This window comes from Pseudomonas sp. RG1 (genome assembly GCF_025910115.1).
Classification (GTDB): Bacteria; Pseudomonadota; Gammaproteobacteria; order Pseudomonadales; family Pseudomonadaceae; genus Aquipseudomonas; species Aquipseudomonas atacamensis.
Genome location: NZ_JAPCIK010000055.1, coordinates 117,946 through 137,068, shown reverse-complemented (window position 1 = coordinate 137,068; position 19,123 = coordinate 117,946). Strand labels below are relative to the sequence as shown.

Sequence of the window (19,123 nt, the reverse complement as noted above, 5' to 3'; positions counted from 1 at the left end):
GTTCGACCCCGAGCCATGCTCAATACGCTGCGCAAGATCGTCCAGGAAGTTAACTCCGCCAAGGATCTCAAGGCGGCGTTGGGGATTATTGTGTTGCGCGTCAAAGAGGCCATGGGCAGCCAGGTCTGCTCGGTCTACCTGCTTGATCCGGAAACCAATCGCTTCGTCCTGATGGCCACCGAGGGCTTGAACAAGCGCTCGATCGGCAAGGTCAGCATGGCCCCCAACGAGGGTCTGGTCGGTCTGGTCGGCACGCGTGAAGAACCCCTGAACCTGGAAAACGCGTCGGTTCACCCGCGCTATCGCTATTTCGCCGAAACCGGTGAAGAGCGTTACGCCTCGTTCCTCGGTGCACCGATCATCCACCACCGCCGCGTCGTCGGCGTGTTGGTCATCCAGCAGAAAGAACGCCGCCAGTTCGACGAAGGTGAAGAAGCCTTCCTCGTGACCATGAGCGCGCAGCTCGCCGGCGTGATCGCCCACGCCGAGGCCACCGGTTCGATCCGTGGTCTGGGCCGGCAGGGCAAGGGCATTCAGGAAGCCAAGTTCGTCGGCGTGCCGGGTTCGCCGGGTGCTGCCGTCGGTACCGCCGTGGTCATGCTGCCGCCGGCGGACCTGGACGTGGTGCCGGACAAGACCATCACCGACATCAACGCTGAGCTGGCGCTGTTCAAGACTGCCATCGAAGGCGTGCGCGCCGACATGCGCGCCTTGTCCGCCAAACTCGCGACCCAGTTGCGCCCGGAAGAGCGCGCGTTGTTCGACGTCTACCTGATGATGCTCGACGATGCCTCGCTGGGCAGCGAAATCACCACGGTGATCAAGACGGGGCAGTGGGCTCAGGGCGCCCTGCGTCAGGTGGTCACTGAGCACGTCAACCGTTTCGAACTGATGGACGACGCCTACCTGCGCGAGCGCGCCTCGGACGTCAAAGACCTTGGCCGCCGTCTGCTCGCCTATCTGCAGGAAGAGCGTCAGCAGAATCTGGTCTACCCGGAAAAAACCATTCTGGTCAGCGAAGAGCTGACGCCGGCGATGCTCGGCGAGGTGCCGGAAGGCACGCTGGTCGGTCTGGTCTCGGTACTCGGTTCCGGTAACTCTCACGTCGCGATTCTGGCCCGGGCCATGGGCATTCCGACGGTGATGGGCCTGGTCGACCTGCCGTACGCCAAGGTCGACGGCATCGAAATGATCGTCGACGGCACCCGTGGCGAGGTCTACACCAACCCCAGCGAAGTGCTGCGCAAGCAGTTCGCCGAAGTCGTCGAAGAAGAGAAACAACTGGCGCTGGGCCTCGACACCCTGCGCGACCTGCCGTGCGTGACCCTCGATGGCCACCGCATGCCGCTGTGGGTCAACACCGGCCTGCTCGCCGATGTGGCGCGGGCGCAGAAGCGTGGCGCCGAAGGAGTCGGCCTGTACCGCACCGAAGTGCCGTTCATGATCAACCAGCGCTTCCCGAGCGAGAAGGAACAGCTGGCGATCTACCGCGAACAGCTCGCCGCGTTCCACCCGCAACCGGTGACCATGCGCAGCCTCGACATCGGTGGTGACAAGTCGCTGTCGTACTTCCCGATCAAGGAAGACAACCCGTTCCTCGGCTGGCGCGGTATCCGCGTCACCCTCGACCACCCGGAAATCTTCCTCGTGCAGACGCGCGCGATGCTCAAGGCCAGCGAAGGCCTGAACAACCTGCGGATTCTGCTGCCGATGATCTCCGGCACTCACGAACTCGAAGAAGCCCTGCACCTGATCCACCGTGCCTGGGGTGAAGTGCGCGACGAAGGCACAGACGTGCCGATGCCGCCGATCGGCGTGATGATCGAAATCCCGGCAGCGGTGTACCAGACCAAGGAACTGGCGCGGATGGTCGACTTCCTCTCCGTTGGCTCCAACGACCTGACCCAGTACCTGCTGGCGGTAGACCGCAACAACCCGCGCGTCGCCGACCTCTACGACTATCTGCACCCTGCGGTGCTGCAAGCTCTGCAAACCGTCGTCACTGACGCCCACGCCGAAGGCAAACCGGTGAGTATCTGCGGCGAGATGGCCGGGGATCCAGCGGCGGCGGTGCTGTTGATGGCGATGGGTTTCGACAGCCTGTCGATGAACGCCACCAACCTGCCGAAGGTGAAGTGGATGTTGCGCCAGGTGAACCTGAGCAAGGCGCAGGAGATGCTGGCGGAACTGATGAAGATCGATAACCCGCAGGTTATCCACAGCTCGCTGCAACTGGCGCTGAAGAATCTTGGGTTGGCGAAGATGAATTCGCCGGTGGTGACCAAGGCTCTCTAAAAGGTAGATGCCCTCTTCGCGAGCAGGCTCGCTCCCACAGGGATTCGTATCGATCACGAAACCCATGTGGGAGCGAGCCTGCTCGCGAAGGCGCCAGTTCAGGCACCGCTAAACCACAATCTCAACCTCGCCCAAATGCCCACCATACGGCCCAAAGCTGCGCTCTACCATCCGCCGCGTGCCGTCCGCTCGCACGATCAACGCTGTACTCGCTCGGGTCCCATAGCTCTGGCTGGCAATAAACACGCTCGACAACAACGACTCCGTCGCCATGCCTACCCCGGTATCCGGCAACTCCGCCTCGGGTGCGGTCTGCGCATCGCTCAGCAAGGCCAGCAATCGCTCAGGCTGCGGATCGTCCAGCACCGCGCTCAACGCCGCCCTGGCCTTGAGCAGTTTCGGCCAAGGCGTATCCAGCCCCGCGTTGGATAAACCATAAACCCCGGGCTGCAACATCACCGGCTCTGACGCCCGCGCATTGAAGTGCCACAACTCATGGGCATTGCCCAGCAGCAGATTGAACCCGGCATATTCGGCGGCACGAGCCACCACATCGCTCAAATAATCATCAATCGACAGATCACTAGCAAGAAACCGCGCCACCAGCTCGCCCCGGGATTTGGTCGCCGGTGGCTGCTGTGGATCGCGAATATTGGTCAGCGCGGCGAAGCGTCCGTTGGCGCCGATCCCCAACCAGGTGCCGCCGGCTTCAAGATCGCGCCCGGCGTGCACATGCGGAGCTTCCGCCCACGGCGCCAATGGCAGGCTGGGGCGGGCGTAGAACTCGTCGCGGTTGGCCGCGACGATCAGCGGCTGGGCATGGTCCGGGCGCCAGGCGAAAACAATCAGGCACATAAGGTGGTCCTTGCGTGTTTTTTGCCCACTCTACGCATCCGGCGTCCGTGCATCCATCGCCAGTGGAGCAGAAGGCTGCGCATCCGTTAACATGCCGCTCCTGTTTTGCCGATGCGTGCTGGAGACGGTCATGGAATTTCTGCTCTACCTGGCGCTCGGCGCCTGTGCGGGCGTGCTCGCCGGGCTGTTTGGCGTCGGCGGCGGGATCATCATCGTCCCGGTGCTGGTGTTCAGCTTCACTTTGCAGGGCTTCGATCAGTCGATTCTTACGCACTTGGCGGTAGGGACTTCGCTGGCGACGATCATCTTCACCTCGGTCAACGCCGTGCGTGAACATCACCGTCGCGGCGCGGTGCGCTGGGCGATTTTTCGCTGGATGACCGTGGGTATCCTGCTCGGTGCCGGTTTCGGGGCGCTGACCGCAGAAGCCATCTCCGGGCCGAACCTGCAAAAGATCATCGGCGTGTTCGCTCTGGTGATCGCCGTGCAACTGGCGCTGGACGTCAAACCCAAGGCCAGCCGAACGGTGCCGGGCAAACTCGGTCTGACTGCCGCCGGTACGGTGATTGGCTGGGCCTCGGCGATTTTCGGCATTGGTGGCGGCTCGCTGACCGTGCCGTTTCTGACCTGGCGCAGCGTGCCGATGCAGCAGGCGGTGGCGACCTCGTCGGCCTGTGGCCTGCCGATCGCTCTGGCCAGTGCAGCAAGTTTCATGATTCTGGGGTGGCACGATCCGTTGTTGCCGGCCCATAGTCTCGGTTTTGTGTATTTGCCGGCATTGTTGGGCATCGCCCTGACCAGCATGGTCTTCGCCCGGCTCGGCGCGCGTCTGGCACACAGGTTGTCGCCGCGCTTGCTGAAAAGGCTGTTCGCCGCTTTGCTGTTCTGCGTGGGTCTGAGCTTTCTGCTCTGACCGCGTGGCAATCCTGGCTTAATCCTGAGGTGGCAGCGTCGCCCGGGAATTTCGCTTTCAACTCTAACAAGGAGTCGCAATGCTGCCTTACCCGCAGATCGACCCGGTGGCCCTGGCCATCGGTCCGCTGAAAATCCACTGGTACGGTCTGATGTACCTGATCGGCATCGGCGGCGCGTGGCTGTTGGCGTCGCGCCGGCTCAACCGCTTCGACCCGACCTGGACCAAGGAGAAACTCTCCGATCTGGTGTTCTGGCTATCGATGGGCGTGATCGTCGGCGGCCGTCTGGGTTACGTGCTGTTCTATGATCTGAGCGCGTACCTGGCCAACCCGACGCTGATTTTCGAAGTATGGAAGGGCGGCATGTCGTTCCACGGCGGATTCATCGGCGTGATGCTCGCGGCCTTGTGGTTCGGCAAGCGCAATGGCAAGTCGTTCTTCCAGCTGATGGACTTCGTCGCGCCGATGGTGCCGATCGGCCTGGGCGCCGGGCGCATCGGCAACTTCATCAACGCCGAGTTGTGGGGCAAGGCCACCGACGTGCCATGGGCGATGGTGTTCCCGCCGTTCAGCGATCCGGCGCAGTTGCCGCGTCACCCGTCGCAGCTGTACCAGTTCGCCCTCGAAGGCGTGGCGCTGTTCCTGATCCTGTGGATCTTCTCGCGTAAACCGCGTCCGACCATGGCGGTCTCCGGCATGTTCGCGCTGTTCTACGGCATCTTCCGTTTCATCGTCGAGTTTGTCCGCGTGCCTGATGCGCAGTTGGGCTATCTGGCGTGGAACTGGCTGACCATGGGTCAGGTGCTCTGCGTGCCGATGATTGTCGGCGGGCTGTTGCTGATCTGGCTGGCCTATCGTCGCGCCCCGGCAGCACCGCTCGCGCCGACGGCTTAAACTACGAACCCCGGCGCGCGACGCCGGGGCTCCAAGGACACAGGTAACTCATGAAGCAATATCTCGAACTGGTCTCGCACGTCATTCAGAACGGCACCAAACAGGCCAACCGCACCGGCATCAACACCATCAGTTTTCCGGGAGCGATGCTGCGTTTCGATCTGCAGGAAGGTTTCCCGGCGATCACCACGCGCAAAATGGCTTTCAAATCGGCCATCGGCGAGATGTGCGGCTTTCTGCGTGGCGTGAACAACGCCGCTGAATTCCGCGCACTGGGCTGCAAGGTCTGGGACCAGAATGCCAACGAAAACGCGCAATGGCTGGCCAACCCGTTCCGTCAGGGCGACGACGACCTCGGTGAAATCTACGGCGTGCAATGGCGCAAATGGCCGGCGTACAAGCAGATCCCGCTGAGCAACACCGCCGCCATTGAACAAACCCTGGCCAACGGCTACAAGCAGATCGCTCAGGGCGAAGAAGACGGCCAGGCCTACGTCGTGCTGTGCAAGGCGATCGATCAGGTGCGCCAGTGCGTCGACACGATCATCAAGGATCCGGGCAGCCGCCGCATTCTGTTCCACGGCTGGAACGTCGCCCAGCTCGATGAAATGGCCCTGCCGCCATGCCATCTGCTGTACCAGTTCCACCCGAACGTCGAGACCAAGGAGATCTCCCTGACTCTCTACATCCGTTCCAACGACCTGGGCCTGGGCACACCGTTCAACCTCACCGAGGGCGCCGCGCTGCTGAGCCTGATCGGTCGCCTCACCGGTTACACGCCGCGCTGGTTCACCTATTTCATCGGCGATGCGCACGTCTACGAGAACCACCTGGACATGCTCAACGAACAGCTCAAGCGCGAGCCGTTTGCCATGCCGAAACTGAAGATCTCCGATCGCGTGCCGGAGTTTGCCAAGACTGGTGTGTATCAGCCGGAGTGGCTGGAATTGGTCGAGCCGAGCGACTTCTCGCTGGAAGGCTATGAGCACCATCCGCCGATGACCGCGCCGATGGCGGTCTAGTCACCATTGATCGTTCCCACGCTCCGCGTGGGAATGAATCCCGTGACGCTCTGCGTCACTTTGGACGCGGAGCGTCCATGGCGGCATTCCCACGCGGAGCGTGGGAACGAGCTTCGCCCGTCAGTGGCCGTGGCTACGGCCGACGTGGGAATGTTCAACTTCGGTCGCGACAACCCCGCCACTCACCTCCAGCCGCTGCAAGATCCCGCACTGATCGGCCTCCGGCCCTTCGCCACAGCGTTGGCGCAGGTCGAGCAGTTGTCTCTGCAACGCCAATAACCCATCAATTCGCGCCTTCACGTGCTGAATATGTTCGTCGATCAGCGCATTGACGCTCTCGCACTGATCCTGCGGGCTGTCGCGCAGGGCGAGGAGGCTGCGGATTTCTTCGAGGGTCATGTCGAGGGTGCGGCAGTTGCGGATGAAGGTCAGGCGTTCAGCGTGGGCTTGGGTGTAGACGCGATAGTTACCGTCGCTGCGCGCCGGTTCCGGCAGGAGGTTTTCGCGCTCGTAGTAGCGGATGGTTTCCACCGCACAGTCGGTGAGTTTCGCCAGTTCGCCGATCTTCATGACCGCCATCTCCAAAAGGGTGCTTGACCCTATAGTGGCTACAGGGTCTTTACTTGGCAACAGGCACCTTCATGGACGCGACCAATGAGCGATTCCCTGCACACCCGCAAGCCCGGCGACGGTCACGATCACAGTCATAAATTGCAGCCCGTGCATAAACATGCGCATGGCGGCGATTCCTGCTGCTCGTCAAAAGCCGCCGCACCTGCGCGGGTGCAACTGAGCGAAAAGACCAGCGCAGACGCGCGCCTGAGCAGCTTCCGCATCGAGGCAATGGACTGCCCGACCGAGCAGACGCTGATCCAGAACAAACTCGGCAAACTGGCCGGGGTGCAGCAGCTGGAATTCAACCTGATCAACCGCGTGCTTGGCGTGACCCACAATCTGCCGGGCACCGAGCCGATCACCGAGGCGATCAAATCCCTCGGCATGCACGCCGAGCCGCTGGAGGCGGGTGTCGATGCGCCGGCACCGGCTGCGGTGAAAAAACACTGGTGGCCACTGGCGCTGTCCGGTGTGACCGCGCTGGGCGCCGAAGTCATCCACTTCACCAGCGCTGCCCCCGACTGGGTGGTGGCGATTGTTGCGCTGATGTCGATCCTCAGCGGCGGCCTCGGCACCTATAAAAAGGGCTGGATTGCCCTGAAGAACCGCAACCTCAACATCAATGCGCTGATGAGCATTGCGGTGACGGGCGCGATCCTCATCGGCCAGTGGCCGGAAGCGGCGATGGTGATGTTCCTCTTCACCGTCGCCGAGCTGATCGAAGCACGCTCGCTGGACCGCGCGCGCAATGCGATCAGTGGCTTGATGCAAATGACTCCCGAGCAAGCCACGGTTTTGCAGGCCGACGGCAACTGGCGCGAACAAGAGGTCAAAAGCGTCGAACTGGGCGCCCGCTTGCGGGTGAAACCTGGCGAGCGCATAGCTCTGGACGGCACGGTGGTCAGCGGCAGCTCGACCATTGACCAGGCGCCGATAACCGGTGAAAGCCTGCCGGTGGAAAAAACCGTCGGTGACAAAGTCTTCGCTGGCACCATCAATCAGGCCGGCTCGCTGGAATACACGGTGACCGCTGCGGCGAACAACTCGACCCTGGCGCGAATCATTCACGCCGTCGAACAGGCCCAGGGCGCGCGGGCACCGACGCAGCGTTTCGTTGACCAATTCTCGAAAATCTACACCCCGGCGGTATTCGTCTTCGCCTTGGCCGTGGCGATCATCCCGCCGTTGTTCATGGGCGCGGCGTGGTTCGACTGGATCTACCGCGCGCTGGTGCTGCTGGTGGTGGCCTGTCCGTGCGCACTGGTGATTTCCACCCCGGTGACCATCGTCAGCGGCCTCGCGGCGGCGGCGCGCAAGGGCATTCTGGTCAAGGGCGGCGTGTATCTGGAAGGCGGCTTCAAGCTCGATTATCTGGCGCTGGACAAGACCGGCACGATCACCCACGGCGAACCGGTGCAGACCGATTACCTGTCGCTCGATCCGACAGCCGATGCCAGCGCGCCGGCCATCGCTGCCGCGCTGGCCGGGCGCTCCGATCACCCGGTGTCGTTGGCCATCGCCAACGCCGCTGTGGATAAAGATTTCGCCGCACTGCCTGTGGACAACTTCGCCGCGCTGGGCGGGCGGGGCGTCAAAGGCGACATCAACGGCCAGACTTATCACTTGGGCAACCATCGTCTGGTCGAAGAGCTTGGCCTGTGCTCACCGCAGCTGGAAGAGAAGCTGTTCGCGCTGGAAAAGCAGGGCAAATCCGTGGTGTTGCTACTCGACAAATCAGGCCCGCTGGCGCTGTTCGCCGTGGCCGACACGGTCAAGGAAACCAGCCGCGAAGCGATTCGTCAGTTGCATGCACTCGGGGTGAAAACCCTGATGCTGACCGGCGACAACGTCCACACCGCACAAGCGATTGCCGCCCAGGTCGGGATCGACGAGGCGCGCGGCGATTTGCTGCCGACCGACAAGCTGCAAGCCATTGAAGATTTGTACAAGCAGGGCCACCGGGTCGGCATGGTCGGCGATGGCATCAACGACGCCCCGGCACTGGCCCGCGCCGAGATCGGTTTCGCTATGGCCGCGGCTGGCACCGACACCGCGATCGAAACCGCCGATGTCGCCCTGATGGACGACGATCTGCGCAAGATTCCTGCGTTCATCAGTCTGTCGCGCAATACCGCGAGCATTCTCAAACAGAACATCGCACTGGCGCTGGTGATCAAGGCGATCTTTCTTGCGGTAACCTTCGCCGGGTTCGCCACCATGTGGATGGCGGTGTTTGCCGATATGGGCGTGAGCCTGCTGGTGGTGTTCAACGGTTTGCGCCTGCTGCGCAAATAAACGTGAGGGATGGTTGTGCTGAGTGCCGAGCTGAAAGCGTTTTACATGGTCGCCCGCCTGGGCAGCATCACGCTGGCGGCGAAAAAGCTCGGCCTCAGCCAACCGACCGTGACCACGCAGATCCGCAATCTGGAGAGTCAGTATTCGGTGGAACTGTTCTACCGTGGCGGGCGCCGTTTAAGCGTCAGTGACGAAGGCGCGCGGCTGCTGCCGATGGTCAAGACCCTGTTGCAGCAAGAGGCCGACATCGAGTTTTTCCTGCGCAACAGCGGTCAGGTGCAGGGCACGCTGCGTATTGCCGCCACCGCGCCGTATTACATTCTCGATCTGGTAAAAACCTTCCGCGAGCGTTTGCCGCAGGTGGAAGTGTCGGTGGAAATCGGCAACTCGCAGCAGGTGCTTGAGGCTCTGGAGGATTACCGCGTGGATGTCGCGGCCTCGTCGCAGTTGCTCGACGATGCGCGGTTGATTCGCCGGGTACTCGGCACCGATCCGCTGGTGCTGGCGGTGCATCGCAATCATCCGTTGGCGGCGCAGGAACATGTGACGCTGAACGCGCTGGCCGGGCATACGTTGTTGATGCGCGAGCCGGGTTCGACTACTCGGCGCTTGACCGAAGAGTTGCTGGCCAGCGCCGGGGTCAGCTTCGGGCCGTTGCTGGAGATCGGCAGCCGCGAGTCGATTCGTGAGGCGGTGCTGCGCAATATCGGCATCAGCATCATTGCGCGGCAGGAGGTGCCGCATGATCCGCAACTGAGGGTGCTGACCATCGAGAATGCGCCGCAGATTCCGGAGTATCTGTATTGCCTGAAGGAAAGAAAGGGCGCGCGGTTGCCGGCGGCGTTTCTTGGCCTGGCCCAAGAGATGTCTCCTGCGTAATGATCGTTCCCACGCTCCGCGTGGGAATGCAGCCCGGGACGCTCTGCGTCCCAAAAGCCGAACGCGGAGCGTCCGATGAGGCATTCCCACGCAGAGCGTGGGAACGATCTGCAGTGAACCAAAATCCTCGAATACCACTATCAGCCGTTTTTGCCTCGCTGCCACATGACGGACGCATTACAACTCTAGGATTGGCCTCATCCGTTTGCTGAGGTCCGTCCATGAATCCTGCCATCGCAACTGCCCTGACCAACCCCGGCGCGCCGATGAAAGTGCGCGGCGTGCACAAGCGTTTCGGTGCGTTCACTGCGCTGGACAACGTCTCCCTCGATGTCGCCGCCGGCGAACTGGTGTGCCTGCTCGGCCCGTCGGGCTGTGGCAAGACCACGCTGCTGCGCTGCATTGCCGGGCTGGAGCAGCAGGACAGCGGCGAGCTGTATCTGGGCGATCGCGATGTCTCGCACCTCGCCCCGCAAGCGCGGGATTACGGGATTCTGTTCCAGTCCTACGCGTTGTTTCCCAATCTGACGGTCGAGGCGAACATTGCCTACGGCCTCGCCGGCAGCGGGCGCGATGAAGTGCGCCGGCGTGTCGGCCAGATGCTGGAACTGGTCGGCCTCAGCGGCAGTGAGAAAAAGTACCCAGGCCAATTGTCCGGCGGTCAGCAACAGCGGGTGGCGCTGGCTCGGGCCCTGGCGCCGTCGCCGTCGCTGTTATTACTCGACGAACCGATGTCGGCCCTCGACGCGCGGGTGCGCGAGCACTTGTGCACCGAGCTGCGTCAGCTGCAACGCAACCTCGGCATCACCACGCTGATGGTCACGCACAATCAGGACGAAGCGATGCTGATGGCCGATCGCATCGCGGTGATGAACAACGGCCGCGTCGAGCAGTACGCCACGCCGCAGGAAATCTACAACCGCCCGGCCACGCCGTTCGTGGCCGAGTTTGTCGGCCAGGGCAACTGGCTACCGTTCCAGCGCAGCAGCGACAGTCATGCCCGGGTCGGCGGGATGAATCTGCGCTTGGCCGAGGGCAGCGTACACGGCGCTTCGGGTCGACTGTTCTGCCGCCCGGAGGCGATCAACGTCAACCCGCTGGTGCACGAAGAGAACCTGTTCCCGGCCAAGGTTCGCGAAATCACTTTCCTCGGCAACCGCTGCCGGATGAGCTTCGAACTCGATCAACTGCCGGGCCATGCGCTGCTTGCCGAAATCGCGCCAGAAGCCATGCCGCGCCTCGGCGCCCAGCAGATCATGGTCGCCTTGCCGCCGCGCAGTTTGCAGGTGTTCGCCTGATGAACAGCAACCTCGCGCTGCCGCTACCGCACAAGCAGGTGCGACAGTCCTCGAAAGCCGAGATCGGCGATCGCCTGTTCGTTCTCGGCGGCAAAATCCTCCTGCTGGTGTTGCTCGGCCTCGCGGTGCTGCTGCCGTTGCTGGCGATCTTCTGGCGCGGCTTCAGCAACGACGCCGGGCAGGGCGGTGGATGGCTCGCGGCGAAGGAGTTGGTGACCAGTGCCAATTTCCATTGGCTGCTCGGCAACAGCCTGAAAGTGTCCCTCAGCGTTGCGGCCATTGTCGTACCGCTGGCCTACCTGTTTGCCTACGCGCTGCAACGCACGCTGATTCCGGGCAAAGGCATCTGGCGCGGGATCTCGCTGCTGCCGCTGATGGCGCCGTCGATGCTGCCGGGAATTGCGCTGGTCTATCTGTTCGGCAACCAGGGCATGCTGCGTGGGCTGCTCTCGGACAATATCTATGGGTTCTGGGGCATTGTGCTGGGCGAGGTGATCTACACCTTCCCCCATGCGCTGATGATTTTGCTCTCGGCATTGTCGCTGGCCGATGCGCGGCTGTTCGACGCCGCATCGAGCATGGGCGCCAGTCCGGCCAAAGCGTTTCGCAGCATCACCTGGCCGGCGACCCGCCAGGCGGTATTCGCTGCGTTCTGTCTGGTGTTCACCCTGACCATCACCGATTTCGGTGTGCCGGTGGTGGTCGGTGGCGACTATCAAGTGTTGGCGCTGGAAGCCTACAAAGCCGTGGTCGGCCAGCAGCAATTCGGTCGCGGCGCGTTGATCGGTATGGTGCTGTTGCTGCCGGCGCTGTTCAGTTTCGGTGTCGATGCATGGTTGCGTCGGCGTCACGGCGATTCCATGAGCGGGCGCGCGCAAGTGTTCAAACCGCTGCCGTCGAAAATGCGCGACGGCTGCTATCTGGCGATCGTTTTGCTGATTTGCGCCGCGCTGCTGCTGGTGTTCGGCATGGCGGTGTTCTCGTCGCTGGTGAAGTTCTGGCCGTACAACCTGTCGCTGTCGCTCAACCACTATCAGTTCAACGAGACCGCCGGCGGTGGCTGGCTCGCCTACAGCAACAGTCTGAAAATGGCGCTGGGCACCGCGCTGATTGGCAGCGTGCTGATTTTCACTGGCGCCTATCTGATGGAGAAAACCCGCACCCAGCGCGGCTTGAACCTGGCTTTGCGCATGCTCAGCTTCGTGCCGATGGCGGTGCCGGGGCTGGTGCTGGGCCTGGGTTTCGTTTTCTTCTTCAACCTCAGCGGCAATCCGCTGCACGTGCTGTACGGGACGATGACGCTGCTGATCGTCTGCACCATTGCGCACTACCTGACCACCGCACAAATGACCGCGACCACCGCGCTGCGCCAGCTCGACGCCGAGTTTGAAGCGGCGGCGCTGTCGCTGAAGGCGCCGCTGTACCGGCATTACCTGCGCGTGACCGTGCCGATCTGCCTGCCGGCGTTGCTGGACATCGTGCGCTACCTATTCGTCTCGGCAATGACCACGGTTTCCGCCGCGATCTTCCTCTACAGCCCCGACACCATCCTTGCGGCGGTGGCGGTACTGAACATGGACGACGCCGGCAACGTCGGCGGTGCGGCGGCGATGTCGACCCTGATTCTGTTCACTTCGGCCGGCGTGTCGCTGCTGCTGGCGTGGGCTTCGCGCGGCCTGTTGCGCCGTTCCCAGGCCTGGCGGCAAACCGCGCCAGGTCACTGATTGCAAACCCGATCAACTCATCTACAGGAAAACGCTCATGTTCAAGCCTATGGCCCTGGCCGCTGCTGTGCTCGCGACTTTCAGCCTGAATGCCTTCGCGGCAAAAACCGAGTTGACGGTGTACACCGCACTCGAAGCCGAACAGCTGAAGTCCTACAAGGACGCTTTCGAAAAGGCCAACCCGGACGTCGAGATCAAATGGGTGCGCGATTCCACCGGGATCATCACCGCCAAACTGCTCGCCGAAAAGGCTCGTCCGCAGGCTGACGCGGTGTGGGGCCTGGCCGCGTCGAGCCTGGCGATTCTCGACCAGCAAGGCATGCTGCAAAGCTATGCACCGAAGGATCTCGGCAAGATCGGCGCGAACTACCGCGACGCCGCCAACCCGCCAGCCTGGGTCGGCATGGACGTCTGGGCCGCGACCATTTGCTTCAACACTGTCGAAGCCGAGAAGCAGGGGCTGAGCAAACCGGTCAGTTGGCAGGATCTGACCAAGCCTGAGTACAAGGGCAAGATCGTCATGCCCAACCCGGCGTCGTCCGGCACTGGTTTCCTCGACGTCAGCGCCTGGCTGCAAACCTTCGGCGAGAAGCAGGGCTGGGCGTATATGGACGGCCTGCACCAGAACATCGGCCAATACGTTCACTCCGGTTCCAAGCCGTGCAAGTTGGCGGCGGCGGGGGAGTTTCCGATCGGGATTTCCTTTGAATATCCAGCCGTACAGTTGAAACGCCAGGGCGCGCCGCTGGATATCATCCTGCCGAAGGAAGGTCTGGGCTGGGAGATCGAAGCGACGGCGGTGATCAAAGGCACACCGCATGAAGAGGCGGCGAAGAAGCTCGCCGACTTCTCCGCCAGCGCCGAGGCGATGGATCTGTACAAGGAGAACTTCGCCGTGCTCGCCCAGCCGGGGATCGCCAAGCCGCAGACCGAATTGCCGGCCGACTATGAGCAGCGTCTGATCAAGAACGACTTTGCCTGGGCCTCGAAGAATCGCGACGAGATCCTGGCCGAATGGCGCAAGCGGTATGACGGCAAGTCCGAAAAAGTTGTCGCCAAGTAAGATCTTTATCGACTGACAAGGCCCCTTCGCGAGCAGGCTCGCTCCCACAGTTGCAATGCTGTCCCCTGTGGGATCGAGCCTGCTCGCGAAAGCGGTTTCTCATTCAGAGCACCTCTACATGACACAACCCAAAGACTTGCTCATCGTCGGCGCCGGCATCCTCGGTCTGTCCCACGCCTATGCCGCTGCCAAACGCGGCCTGAAAGTCGCGGTATTCGAACGCACCGCCACCCCCCTCGGCGCTTCGGTGCGCAACTTCGGCCAGGCGCTGGTCACCGGTCAGCCGCCCGGCATCATGCTCGAACTGGCCAAGGCCAGCCGCGATATCTGGGGCGACTGGGCGCAACTTGCCGGCCTGCAGGTCAAGCGCAACGGCTCATACCTGTTCGCCCGCAGCGAGGCCGAAGAACACCTGCTCGAAGCCTTTTGCGCCGGCCGCGCGATCGAGCACGGCTACAACGTCGAGCTGCTGCGCGGCGCGGCGTTGCGTGATCTGTATGGCGGCCAGTTCAGCCATCACCGCGCCGCGCTGCACGGTATCGATGATCAGCAGTTGTACTCGCGCGAAGCGATTCCCGCGCTGATCGACTACTTGCGCCGTGACCTCGGTGTCGAGTTTCACTTTTCCACGCTGGTGCGCGACGTCGAACCGGGGCGTCTGCACAGCACCGCCGGCAGTTTTACCGGCAAGCAGATCATCGTCTGCTCCGGCCACGATTATCAGACCCTGCTGGCCGAGCCGATTGCTGCGCTCAATCCGCAGATCTGTCGTTTGCAAATGCTGCGGGCCAGACCAAGCATCGAGTTGAACCTGCAACACGCCGTGCTCACCGGCCTGAGCTGCGTGCACTACGGCGCCTTCGCCGATTTGCCGCAAGCCGCAGCGGTGCAGGCGCAGATCATCCGTGAGCAACCGCACCTGCACGCCAACGGCATTCACCTGCTGATCAGCCCGACGCCGTATGGCGAACTGATCATTGGCGATTCGCATCATTACGGCAGCGATGCGTCACCGTTCAACGCCGAACAGGTCGACAATTGGATGCTCGAACTTGCCGAGCAGACGCTGGGCTGCCAGGTGCAAGTGGTCGAACGCTGGCAGGGCGTCTATGGTTCTCGGGGGCCAGGGCCGTTTTCTTTCCTGCGCCCGGCACCGGGCCTGAGCGTGGCGCTGATGCACACCGGCGTCGGCATGAGCGTCGGCCCGGCGCTGGCCGAACGCAACATCGCGCAGTTACTGGAGGAGGCATGAATCACGAACAGGTGATCGCCCGGGTGTTCGGCCTGTATGAACGCTTCGGCGCCAGCGATTACATCGGCGAACCGGTGTCGCAACTCGAGCACATGTCCCAGGCCGCAGAACTGGCCATGGCTGAAGGCTGTGACGATGAAGTGGTGCTGGCGGCGTTTTTTCATGACATCGGCCATTTGTGTGCCGAGGGCGCGGGAAACATGGGCGGTTATGGCGTGGTCAGCCATGAACGGCTCGGTGCGGATTATCTGCGTGAGGCAGGTTTCAGTGAACGGCTGGCGCGACTGGTGGAATATCACGTTCAGGCCAAACGCTATCTGACGTTACGCGAGCCGGGTTATTACGCGCGGTTGAGTGAGGCGAGTCGCAGGACGCTGGAATATCAGGGCGGGGTAATGGGCGCGGCTGAGGCGGATGCGTTTGCGGCTGATCCGTTGTGTGCGCTGAGTTTGCGCATGCGGCGCTGGGATGAGTTGGCGAAGGAGGTTGCAGTGCCGCTGGTGGATCTGGCTGGATTGAAAGCGAAAGCGGCGCGACTGCTGGCGGCGTAACCCATGTCACCGAGTCGCGCCATTCGCGAGCAGGCTCGCTCCCACAGGGATCCGCATTCCAATGTGGGAGCGAGCCTGCTCGCGAATGGGTCAGCGCTACAAATTTTCAACCAACGCCTCAACCTGCTCCTGCCTTTCCGCCTGATTCAACTTCGCCTGCGGATTGAGCGACGACCACTGCGGATGCGCGCGCGCCTTGTTCAGCGCTTCCGGCAACTTGCCTTCGCGCCAGGTTTTATCCACAGGCGTGGCCACCTGAATGCTGTCCATCGCCGCATGCCCGCGCTGATCGAGTGCCAGCAACAACTGGCGCTGGCGCAACGCCAACAGGCGCAGCACGGCGTCATCCACCGTCAATTCCCGCTGGCCTTTGATCTTGCCGAGCAAGCGACTGCCATAACTGCGCGCGGTTTGCAGCGCACCGCCGGCAATCGCGCCGGCCAATGCTGCTGCGCCGAGGGTAATCCCGCCGACCAGCAAATCCACGCCGGCCCCGGCCGCTGCACCGGCAGCAATGCCGCCGCCGACGCGCACGCCGAGTTGCTTCAGGGTTTCCGGGTTGAACAGATCATCGCCCCAGCGCCCGTCGAGCAACGGCAAGTCACTGGCCGCCGCGTCCTGCGGGCGAAACGCGTAGAGCTTGAGCAGCGCCTCAACGCACTTCTGCTCGCGCTGGCGCACGGCTTTGCGCAGTTCGCTGATCGCCTGCTGCTCCTGCTCGGCTTCGCTGACCACACTGCGCCGGCACGCAGCGCAGTCGATCAGCAATTCGGCAATCAAGCGCGCGGCGCTTTGCTGACGGGCGAGGCGCTGCGCCTGCTGGTCGGCGATCAACCGCTCCAGTTGCGGCCGGGCGTTTTCCAATAGCAGGGCGAGGCTCTCGTACAAGCGCCGCTCGCCATCTTCGGGCGGTGCGACGCTGTCGAAACGTACCAACGCATGCAGCCCCAACCGCGCCAGCGCCTCGCGCCAATCGGGTTCGCGATGGTTGGCGCTGCTGACGAAATTCAGCACCGGCAGTAGCGGTTTGCCGCAACTGGCGAGCACTTCCAGTTCGTCGCGGTACTTGGCCAGCACCGGTTCACGGGCGTCGATCACATACAGACCAGCGTCGGAAGCGAGCAATTGCCGCAGCACCTTGGCCTCCTGCTCGAAACGCTGGCGCGCCTCGCTGCCGTCGAGAAACCGCGCCAGTCGTGCCGGGCCGTCGAGGCGTTCGCCGGGGCGTTCCAGACGCTCGAGAAAATCCAGCAGGGCGATCGCATCTTCCAGCCCCGGCGTGTCGTACAGATCGAGCAACGGCTCGCCGTCCACCGACAACCGCGCGCCTTCGACATGCCGGGTGGTACTCGGCCGATGCGAGACTTCGCCGAAGCCGACATCGCGGGTCAGCGTGCGCAGCAGCGAGGTCTTGCCGACGTTGGTGTGGCCGACCACCGCGAGTTTCAGCGGGGCTTTGCGTGCATCAGTCATGTCCGCTCTCCAGCCAGTTCATCGGCGCGCAATCGGCAAACGGCAGGTTCAGTTGTTGCAGCGCCGCGTGCCAGTCACCCAGACGTTGCCCGTCCAGCGCTTCGCCAGGCGGCGCTTGCAGCAGCCAGATGCGAGTGGCGCCAGCGTTGCGCGCGAGTTCGGCGATCAGCGCAAGGCTGCCGCGATCCGGCGAACGTCGCGGATCACAGGCGATGGCCAGCCGCGCCGGCGGGAAGCGACTGAGTTGTTCGAGCAGCTTGTGCCGCGATTCGCGGCTGTCGAGGATGCCCGCGTTGCTGACGTTTTTCGGCAGCACGGGTGGCCACGGACGCTGTTCGTCCAACTCAATCGCCACCAGCAGCGCGCCTTCACTGGCCAGTTCGCCGACGTTGCTTTCGACGCGATGCAGTTGCGCCGGCTCCGGGTCGTTGACACCAAGGCGCTCGCTGGTCGGCATCAGCCTTTCGCGCAGTTGCGCGTAGCCGGGCAGGTTCAGATCCAGGCGCAGCGCAGCTTTGCCGCGGTTCCAGCGCCACAGGCAGAACAGCGCGAGCAGCAGGCGCGGCAGCACGCCGTAGACCACCAGCACACCGACCAGCCAGGTCGCCCAGGCTTGTCGTGCGCTTTCAATATCCAGTGCGCCGGCGCCGCTGGCGCGGATCATTTCCTCGGTCGGCACGTTGAAGCCGAGCAGCGACGGCAGATAGCCAAGGGCCTGGGTGACATGGATAAAGGTGTCGGCACCGAGGATTGTGGTTTCCCAGACAAAGCCGTAGCGCCGCGTGGCCATCAGCGTCAGCAACAGAATCAGCGCGCTGAGCATCGCCAGCAGCCACAGACCATTGACCAACGCGCCGAGCGCCCAGCGGTTGAGTTTCTTGCGCTGCAGCAGCAACAGCAGGGCCGGCGCCAGTTGCGCGGCTTTGGCGTCGCGGGCGAATTTTTCGCTGAGCCACAGCCACAAGCGCCCAAGGGTGGCGCCGTGTTCGCCAGCGAAAATCAAGCCCAGCGCCCAACTCAGCAGCAAAATCAGATTGATCCCGAGCAGACTGCCCAGCGCCCAGAACACATTCACCGGCGTTTGGCCAAGTGCGGCGAAAGCCAGGCCGGCGCCGCTGAGCACGGCGAAAATCATCAACAGCACCAGCGCCAGACGCGCGCCTTGCAGCCAGTGCTTGAGCGCGGCGGTCAGCCCGTCACGCTCGGCCAGCCATAGCGCCCGGCGCGCAATGCGGCTCGGCAGATCGCCGCCAGCGGCGCGGGCCAGACGATTGGCTTCCAGATCATCCAGCGGCCCCGCGTGTTCTTCGCGCAGGCGGATGGTTTCGGTGAGCCAGAGGTTTTGCAGTGGAGTCAGTTCAGTCACGCGGCGTCCCGTCGCTAAATCGAGCGCTGAGCATAACCGCTGTGGCGCTTATCGGGGTAAGCGCGGCTCTGGTATCCTCGCCGGCATGACTAAATCACTGCCCCTCAGCCTGATCGCAGCCCTCGGTGAAAACCGCGTGATCGGCGTCGACAACAGCATGCCCTGGCACCTGCCGGGGGACTTCAAATACTTCAAGGCGACCACGCTCGGCAAGCCGATCATCATGGGTCGCAAGACCTGGGATTCGCTCGGCCGGCCGCTGCCGGGGCGCTTGAACATCGTGATCAGCCGCCAGACCGATCTGCAACTCGAAGGCGCCGAGGTCTATCCGTCGCTGGAAGCCGCCGTGGCCCGCGCCGAGGAATGGGCGAAGGCCCAGGGCGTTGATGAACTGATGCTGATTGGCGGCGCGCAGTTGTATGCGCAGGGACTGGCGCAGGCCGATCGGCTGTACCTGACCCGCGTGGCGCTGAGCCCGGAAGGGGATGCGTGGTTTCCGGAGTTTGATCTGAGCGAATGGAAGCTGGTGTCGAATGTTGAAAACCCGGCGGTTGAAGATAAACCCGCGTACAACTTCGAAGTCTGGGAGCGCGCATGATCGTTCCCACGCAGAGCGTGGCAACGATC

Annotated in this window: 16 protein-coding genes; 12 read left to right on the top strand and 4 right to left on the bottom strand. The window is 63.0% G+C overall.

Annotation, left to right across the window (positions count from 1 at the left end):
* The first annotated feature begins 15 nt into the window (after window positions 1-15).
* The gene (gene ptsP / locus OK411_RS26595) at window positions 16-2,295 is read left to right on the top strand and encodes a phosphoenolpyruvate--protein phosphotransferase (protein ID WP_024014698.1); all 2,280 of its coding nucleotides are present in this window, start codon (window positions 16-18) and stop codon (window positions 2,293-2,295) included.
* Between the two features lie 108 nt (window positions 2,296-2,403).
* Here the strand turns inward: ptsP and OK411_RS26590 are convergent, their stop codons facing one another.
* On the bottom strand, window positions 2,404-3,150 hold the full coding sequence (locus tag OK411_RS26590; RefSeq protein ID WP_264365912.1) for an NRDE family protein: 747 nt from the start codon (window positions 3,148-3,150) through the stop codon (window positions 2,404-2,406).
* A gap of 130 nt (window positions 3,151-3,280) precedes the next feature.
* Here OK411_RS26590 and OK411_RS26585 point away from each other — a divergent pair, with 130 nt between their 5' ends.
* The 3 genes from OK411_RS26585 to OK411_RS26575 all read left to right on the top strand — a co-directional run bounded on the left by OK411_RS26585 (window position 3,281) and on the right by OK411_RS26575 (window position 5,980).
* On the top strand, window positions 3,281-4,063 hold the full coding sequence (locus tag OK411_RS26585) for a sulfite exporter TauE/SafE family protein (RefSeq protein WP_016772682.1): 783 nt from the start codon (window positions 3,281-3,283) through the stop codon (window positions 4,061-4,063).
* Between the two features lie 79 nt (window positions 4,064-4,142).
* Window positions 4,143-4,958, top strand: coding sequence for a prolipoprotein diacylglyceryl transferase (gene lgt / locus OK411_RS26580; RefSeq protein WP_016772683.1), 816 nt, complete (start codon window positions 4,143-4,145; stop codon window positions 4,956-4,958).
* A 50-nt stretch (window positions 4,959-5,008) separates the two neighbouring features.
* Window positions 5,009-5,980 carry a thymidylate synthase gene (locus tag OK411_RS26575; RefSeq protein ID WP_264365911.1) on the top strand — a complete coding sequence of 324 codons (972 nt, stop codon included), beginning with the start codon at window positions 5,009-5,011 and terminating at the stop codon, window positions 5,978-5,980.
* A gap of 120 nt (window positions 5,981-6,100) precedes the next feature.
* Here the strand turns inward: OK411_RS26575 and cadR are convergent, their stop codons facing one another.
* On the bottom strand, window positions 6,101-6,550 hold the full coding sequence (gene cadR / locus OK411_RS26570) for a Cd(II)/Pb(II)-responsive transcriptional regulator (protein ID WP_125916722.1): 450 nt from the start codon (window positions 6,548-6,550) through the stop codon (window positions 6,101-6,103).
* Window positions 6,551-6,634: 84 nt separating this feature from the next.
* Between cadR and OK411_RS26565 the strand changes: the two genes are divergently transcribed.
* The 7 genes from OK411_RS26565 to OK411_RS26535 all read left to right on the top strand — a co-directional run bounded on the left by OK411_RS26565 (window position 6,635) and on the right by OK411_RS26535 (window position 15,657).
* Window positions 6,635-8,890: a heavy metal translocating P-type ATPase gene (locus OK411_RS26565; RefSeq protein WP_264365910.1), complete on the top strand. Its 2,256-nt coding sequence runs from the start codon at window positions 6,635-6,637 to the stop codon at window positions 8,888-8,890.
* A 15-nt stretch (window positions 8,891-8,905) separates the two neighbouring features.
* Complete coding sequence (locus OK411_RS26560; protein WP_038861192.1) at window positions 8,906-9,769, top strand: LysR family transcriptional regulator; 864 nt, start codon at window positions 8,906-8,908, stop codon at window positions 9,767-9,769.
* 221 nt (window positions 9,770-9,990) lie between these two features.
* Entirely contained in the window at window positions 9,991-11,067 is a 1,077-nt protein-coding gene (locus OK411_RS26555) for a putative 2-aminoethylphosphonate ABC transporter ATP-binding protein (protein ID WP_264365909.1), read from the top strand.
* A complete protein-coding gene (locus OK411_RS26550; protein ID WP_264365908.1) occupies window positions 11,067-12,791 on the top strand; it encodes a putative 2-aminoethylphosphonate ABC transporter permease subunit in 1,725 nt (574 codons plus the stop codon). The genes OK411_RS26555 and OK411_RS26550 overlap by 1 nt, the downstream gene beginning before the upstream one ends.
* A 37-nt stretch (window positions 12,792-12,828) precedes the next feature.
* Window positions 12,829-13,854: a putative 2-aminoethylphosphonate ABC transporter substrate-binding protein gene (locus tag OK411_RS26545; RefSeq protein ID WP_130900350.1), complete on the top strand. Its 1,026-nt coding sequence runs from the start codon at window positions 12,829-12,831 to the stop codon at window positions 13,852-13,854.
* Window positions 13,855-13,972: 118 nt separating this feature from the next.
* Window positions 13,973-15,106, top strand: a complete 1,134-nt coding sequence (locus tag OK411_RS26540) for a TIGR03364 family FAD-dependent oxidoreductase (RefSeq protein WP_217878973.1) — start codon at window positions 13,973-13,975, stop codon at window positions 15,104-15,106.
* On the top strand, window positions 15,103-15,657 hold the full coding sequence (locus OK411_RS26535; RefSeq protein WP_264365907.1) for a phosphonate degradation HD-domain oxygenase: 555 nt from the start codon (window positions 15,103-15,105) through the stop codon (window positions 15,655-15,657). Before OK411_RS26540 ends, OK411_RS26535 begins: the two co-directional genes overlap by 4 nt.
* A gap of 96 nt (window positions 15,658-15,753) precedes the next feature.
* On the opposite strand, the gene OK411_RS26530 is transcribed toward OK411_RS26535, so the two are convergent.
* Together OK411_RS26530 and OK411_RS26525 are read right to left on the bottom strand one after the other, a co-directional pair.
* Complete coding sequence (locus OK411_RS26530; protein ID WP_264365906.1) at window positions 15,754-17,130, bottom strand: GTPase/DUF3482 domain-containing protein; 1,377 nt, start codon at window positions 17,128-17,130, stop codon at window positions 15,754-15,756.
* Window positions 17,123-18,496 (bottom strand): DUF2868 domain-containing protein, encoded by a 1,374-nt coding sequence (locus tag OK411_RS26525; protein WP_264365905.1) that lies wholly within the window; start codon window positions 18,494-18,496, stop codon window positions 17,123-17,125. The genes OK411_RS26530 and OK411_RS26525 overlap by 8 nt, the downstream gene beginning before the upstream one ends.
* Window positions 18,497-18,581: 85 nt before the next feature.
* Here OK411_RS26525 and OK411_RS26520 point away from each other — a divergent pair, with 85 nt between their 5' ends.
* Window positions 18,582-19,094 (top strand): dihydrofolate reductase, encoded by a 513-nt coding sequence (locus OK411_RS26520; protein ID WP_264365904.1) that lies wholly within the window; start codon window positions 18,582-18,584, stop codon window positions 19,092-19,094.
* Window positions 19,095-19,123 lie beyond the last annotated feature (29 nt).

Bases quoted from the DNA above. Each gene is read 5' to 3' on its own strand.
- ptsP (WP_024014698.1), top strand. From the start codon at position 16: ATGCTCAATACGCTGCGCAAGATCGTCCAGGAAGTTAACTCCGCCAAG.
- OK411_RS26590 (WP_264365912.1), bottom strand. From the start codon at position 3,150: ATGTGCCTGATTGTTTTCGCCTGGCGCCCGGACCATGCCCAGCCGCTG.
- OK411_RS26585 (WP_016772682.1), top strand. From the start codon at position 3,281: ATGGAATTTCTGCTCTACCTGGCGCTCGGCGCCTGTGCGGGCGTGCTC.
- lgt (WP_016772683.1), top strand. From the start codon at position 4,143: ATGCTGCCTTACCCGCAGATCGACCCGGTGGCCCTGGCCATCGGTCCG.
- OK411_RS26575 (WP_264365911.1), top strand. From the start codon at position 5,009: ATGAAGCAATATCTCGAACTGGTCTCGCACGTCATTCAGAACGGCACC.
- cadR (WP_125916722.1), bottom strand. From the start codon at position 6,550: ATGAAGATCGGCGAACTGGCGAAACTCACCGACTGTGCGGTGGAAACC.
- OK411_RS26565 (WP_264365910.1), top strand. From the start codon at position 6,635: ATGAGCGATTCCCTGCACACCCGCAAGCCCGGCGACGGTCACGATCAC.
- OK411_RS26555 (WP_264365909.1), top strand. From the start codon at position 9,991: ATGAATCCTGCCATCGCAACTGCCCTGACCAACCCCGGCGCGCCGATG.
- OK411_RS26550 (WP_264365908.1), top strand. From the start codon at position 11,067: ATGAACAGCAACCTCGCGCTGCCGCTACCGCACAAGCAGGTGCGACAG.
- OK411_RS26545 (WP_130900350.1), top strand. From the start codon at position 12,829: ATGTTCAAGCCTATGGCCCTGGCCGCTGCTGTGCTCGCGACTTTCAGC.
- OK411_RS26540 (WP_217878973.1), top strand. From the start codon at position 13,973: ATGACACAACCCAAAGACTTGCTCATCGTCGGCGCCGGCATCCTCGGT.
- OK411_RS26535 (WP_264365907.1), top strand. From the start codon at position 15,103: ATGAATCACGAACAGGTGATCGCCCGGGTGTTCGGCCTGTATGAACGC.
- OK411_RS26530 (WP_264365906.1), bottom strand. From the start codon at position 17,130: ATGACTGATGCACGCAAAGCCCCGCTGAAACTCGCGGTGGTCGGCCAC.
- OK411_RS26520 (WP_264365904.1), top strand. From the start codon at position 18,582: ATGACTAAATCACTGCCCCTCAGCCTGATCGCAGCCCTCGGTGAAAAC.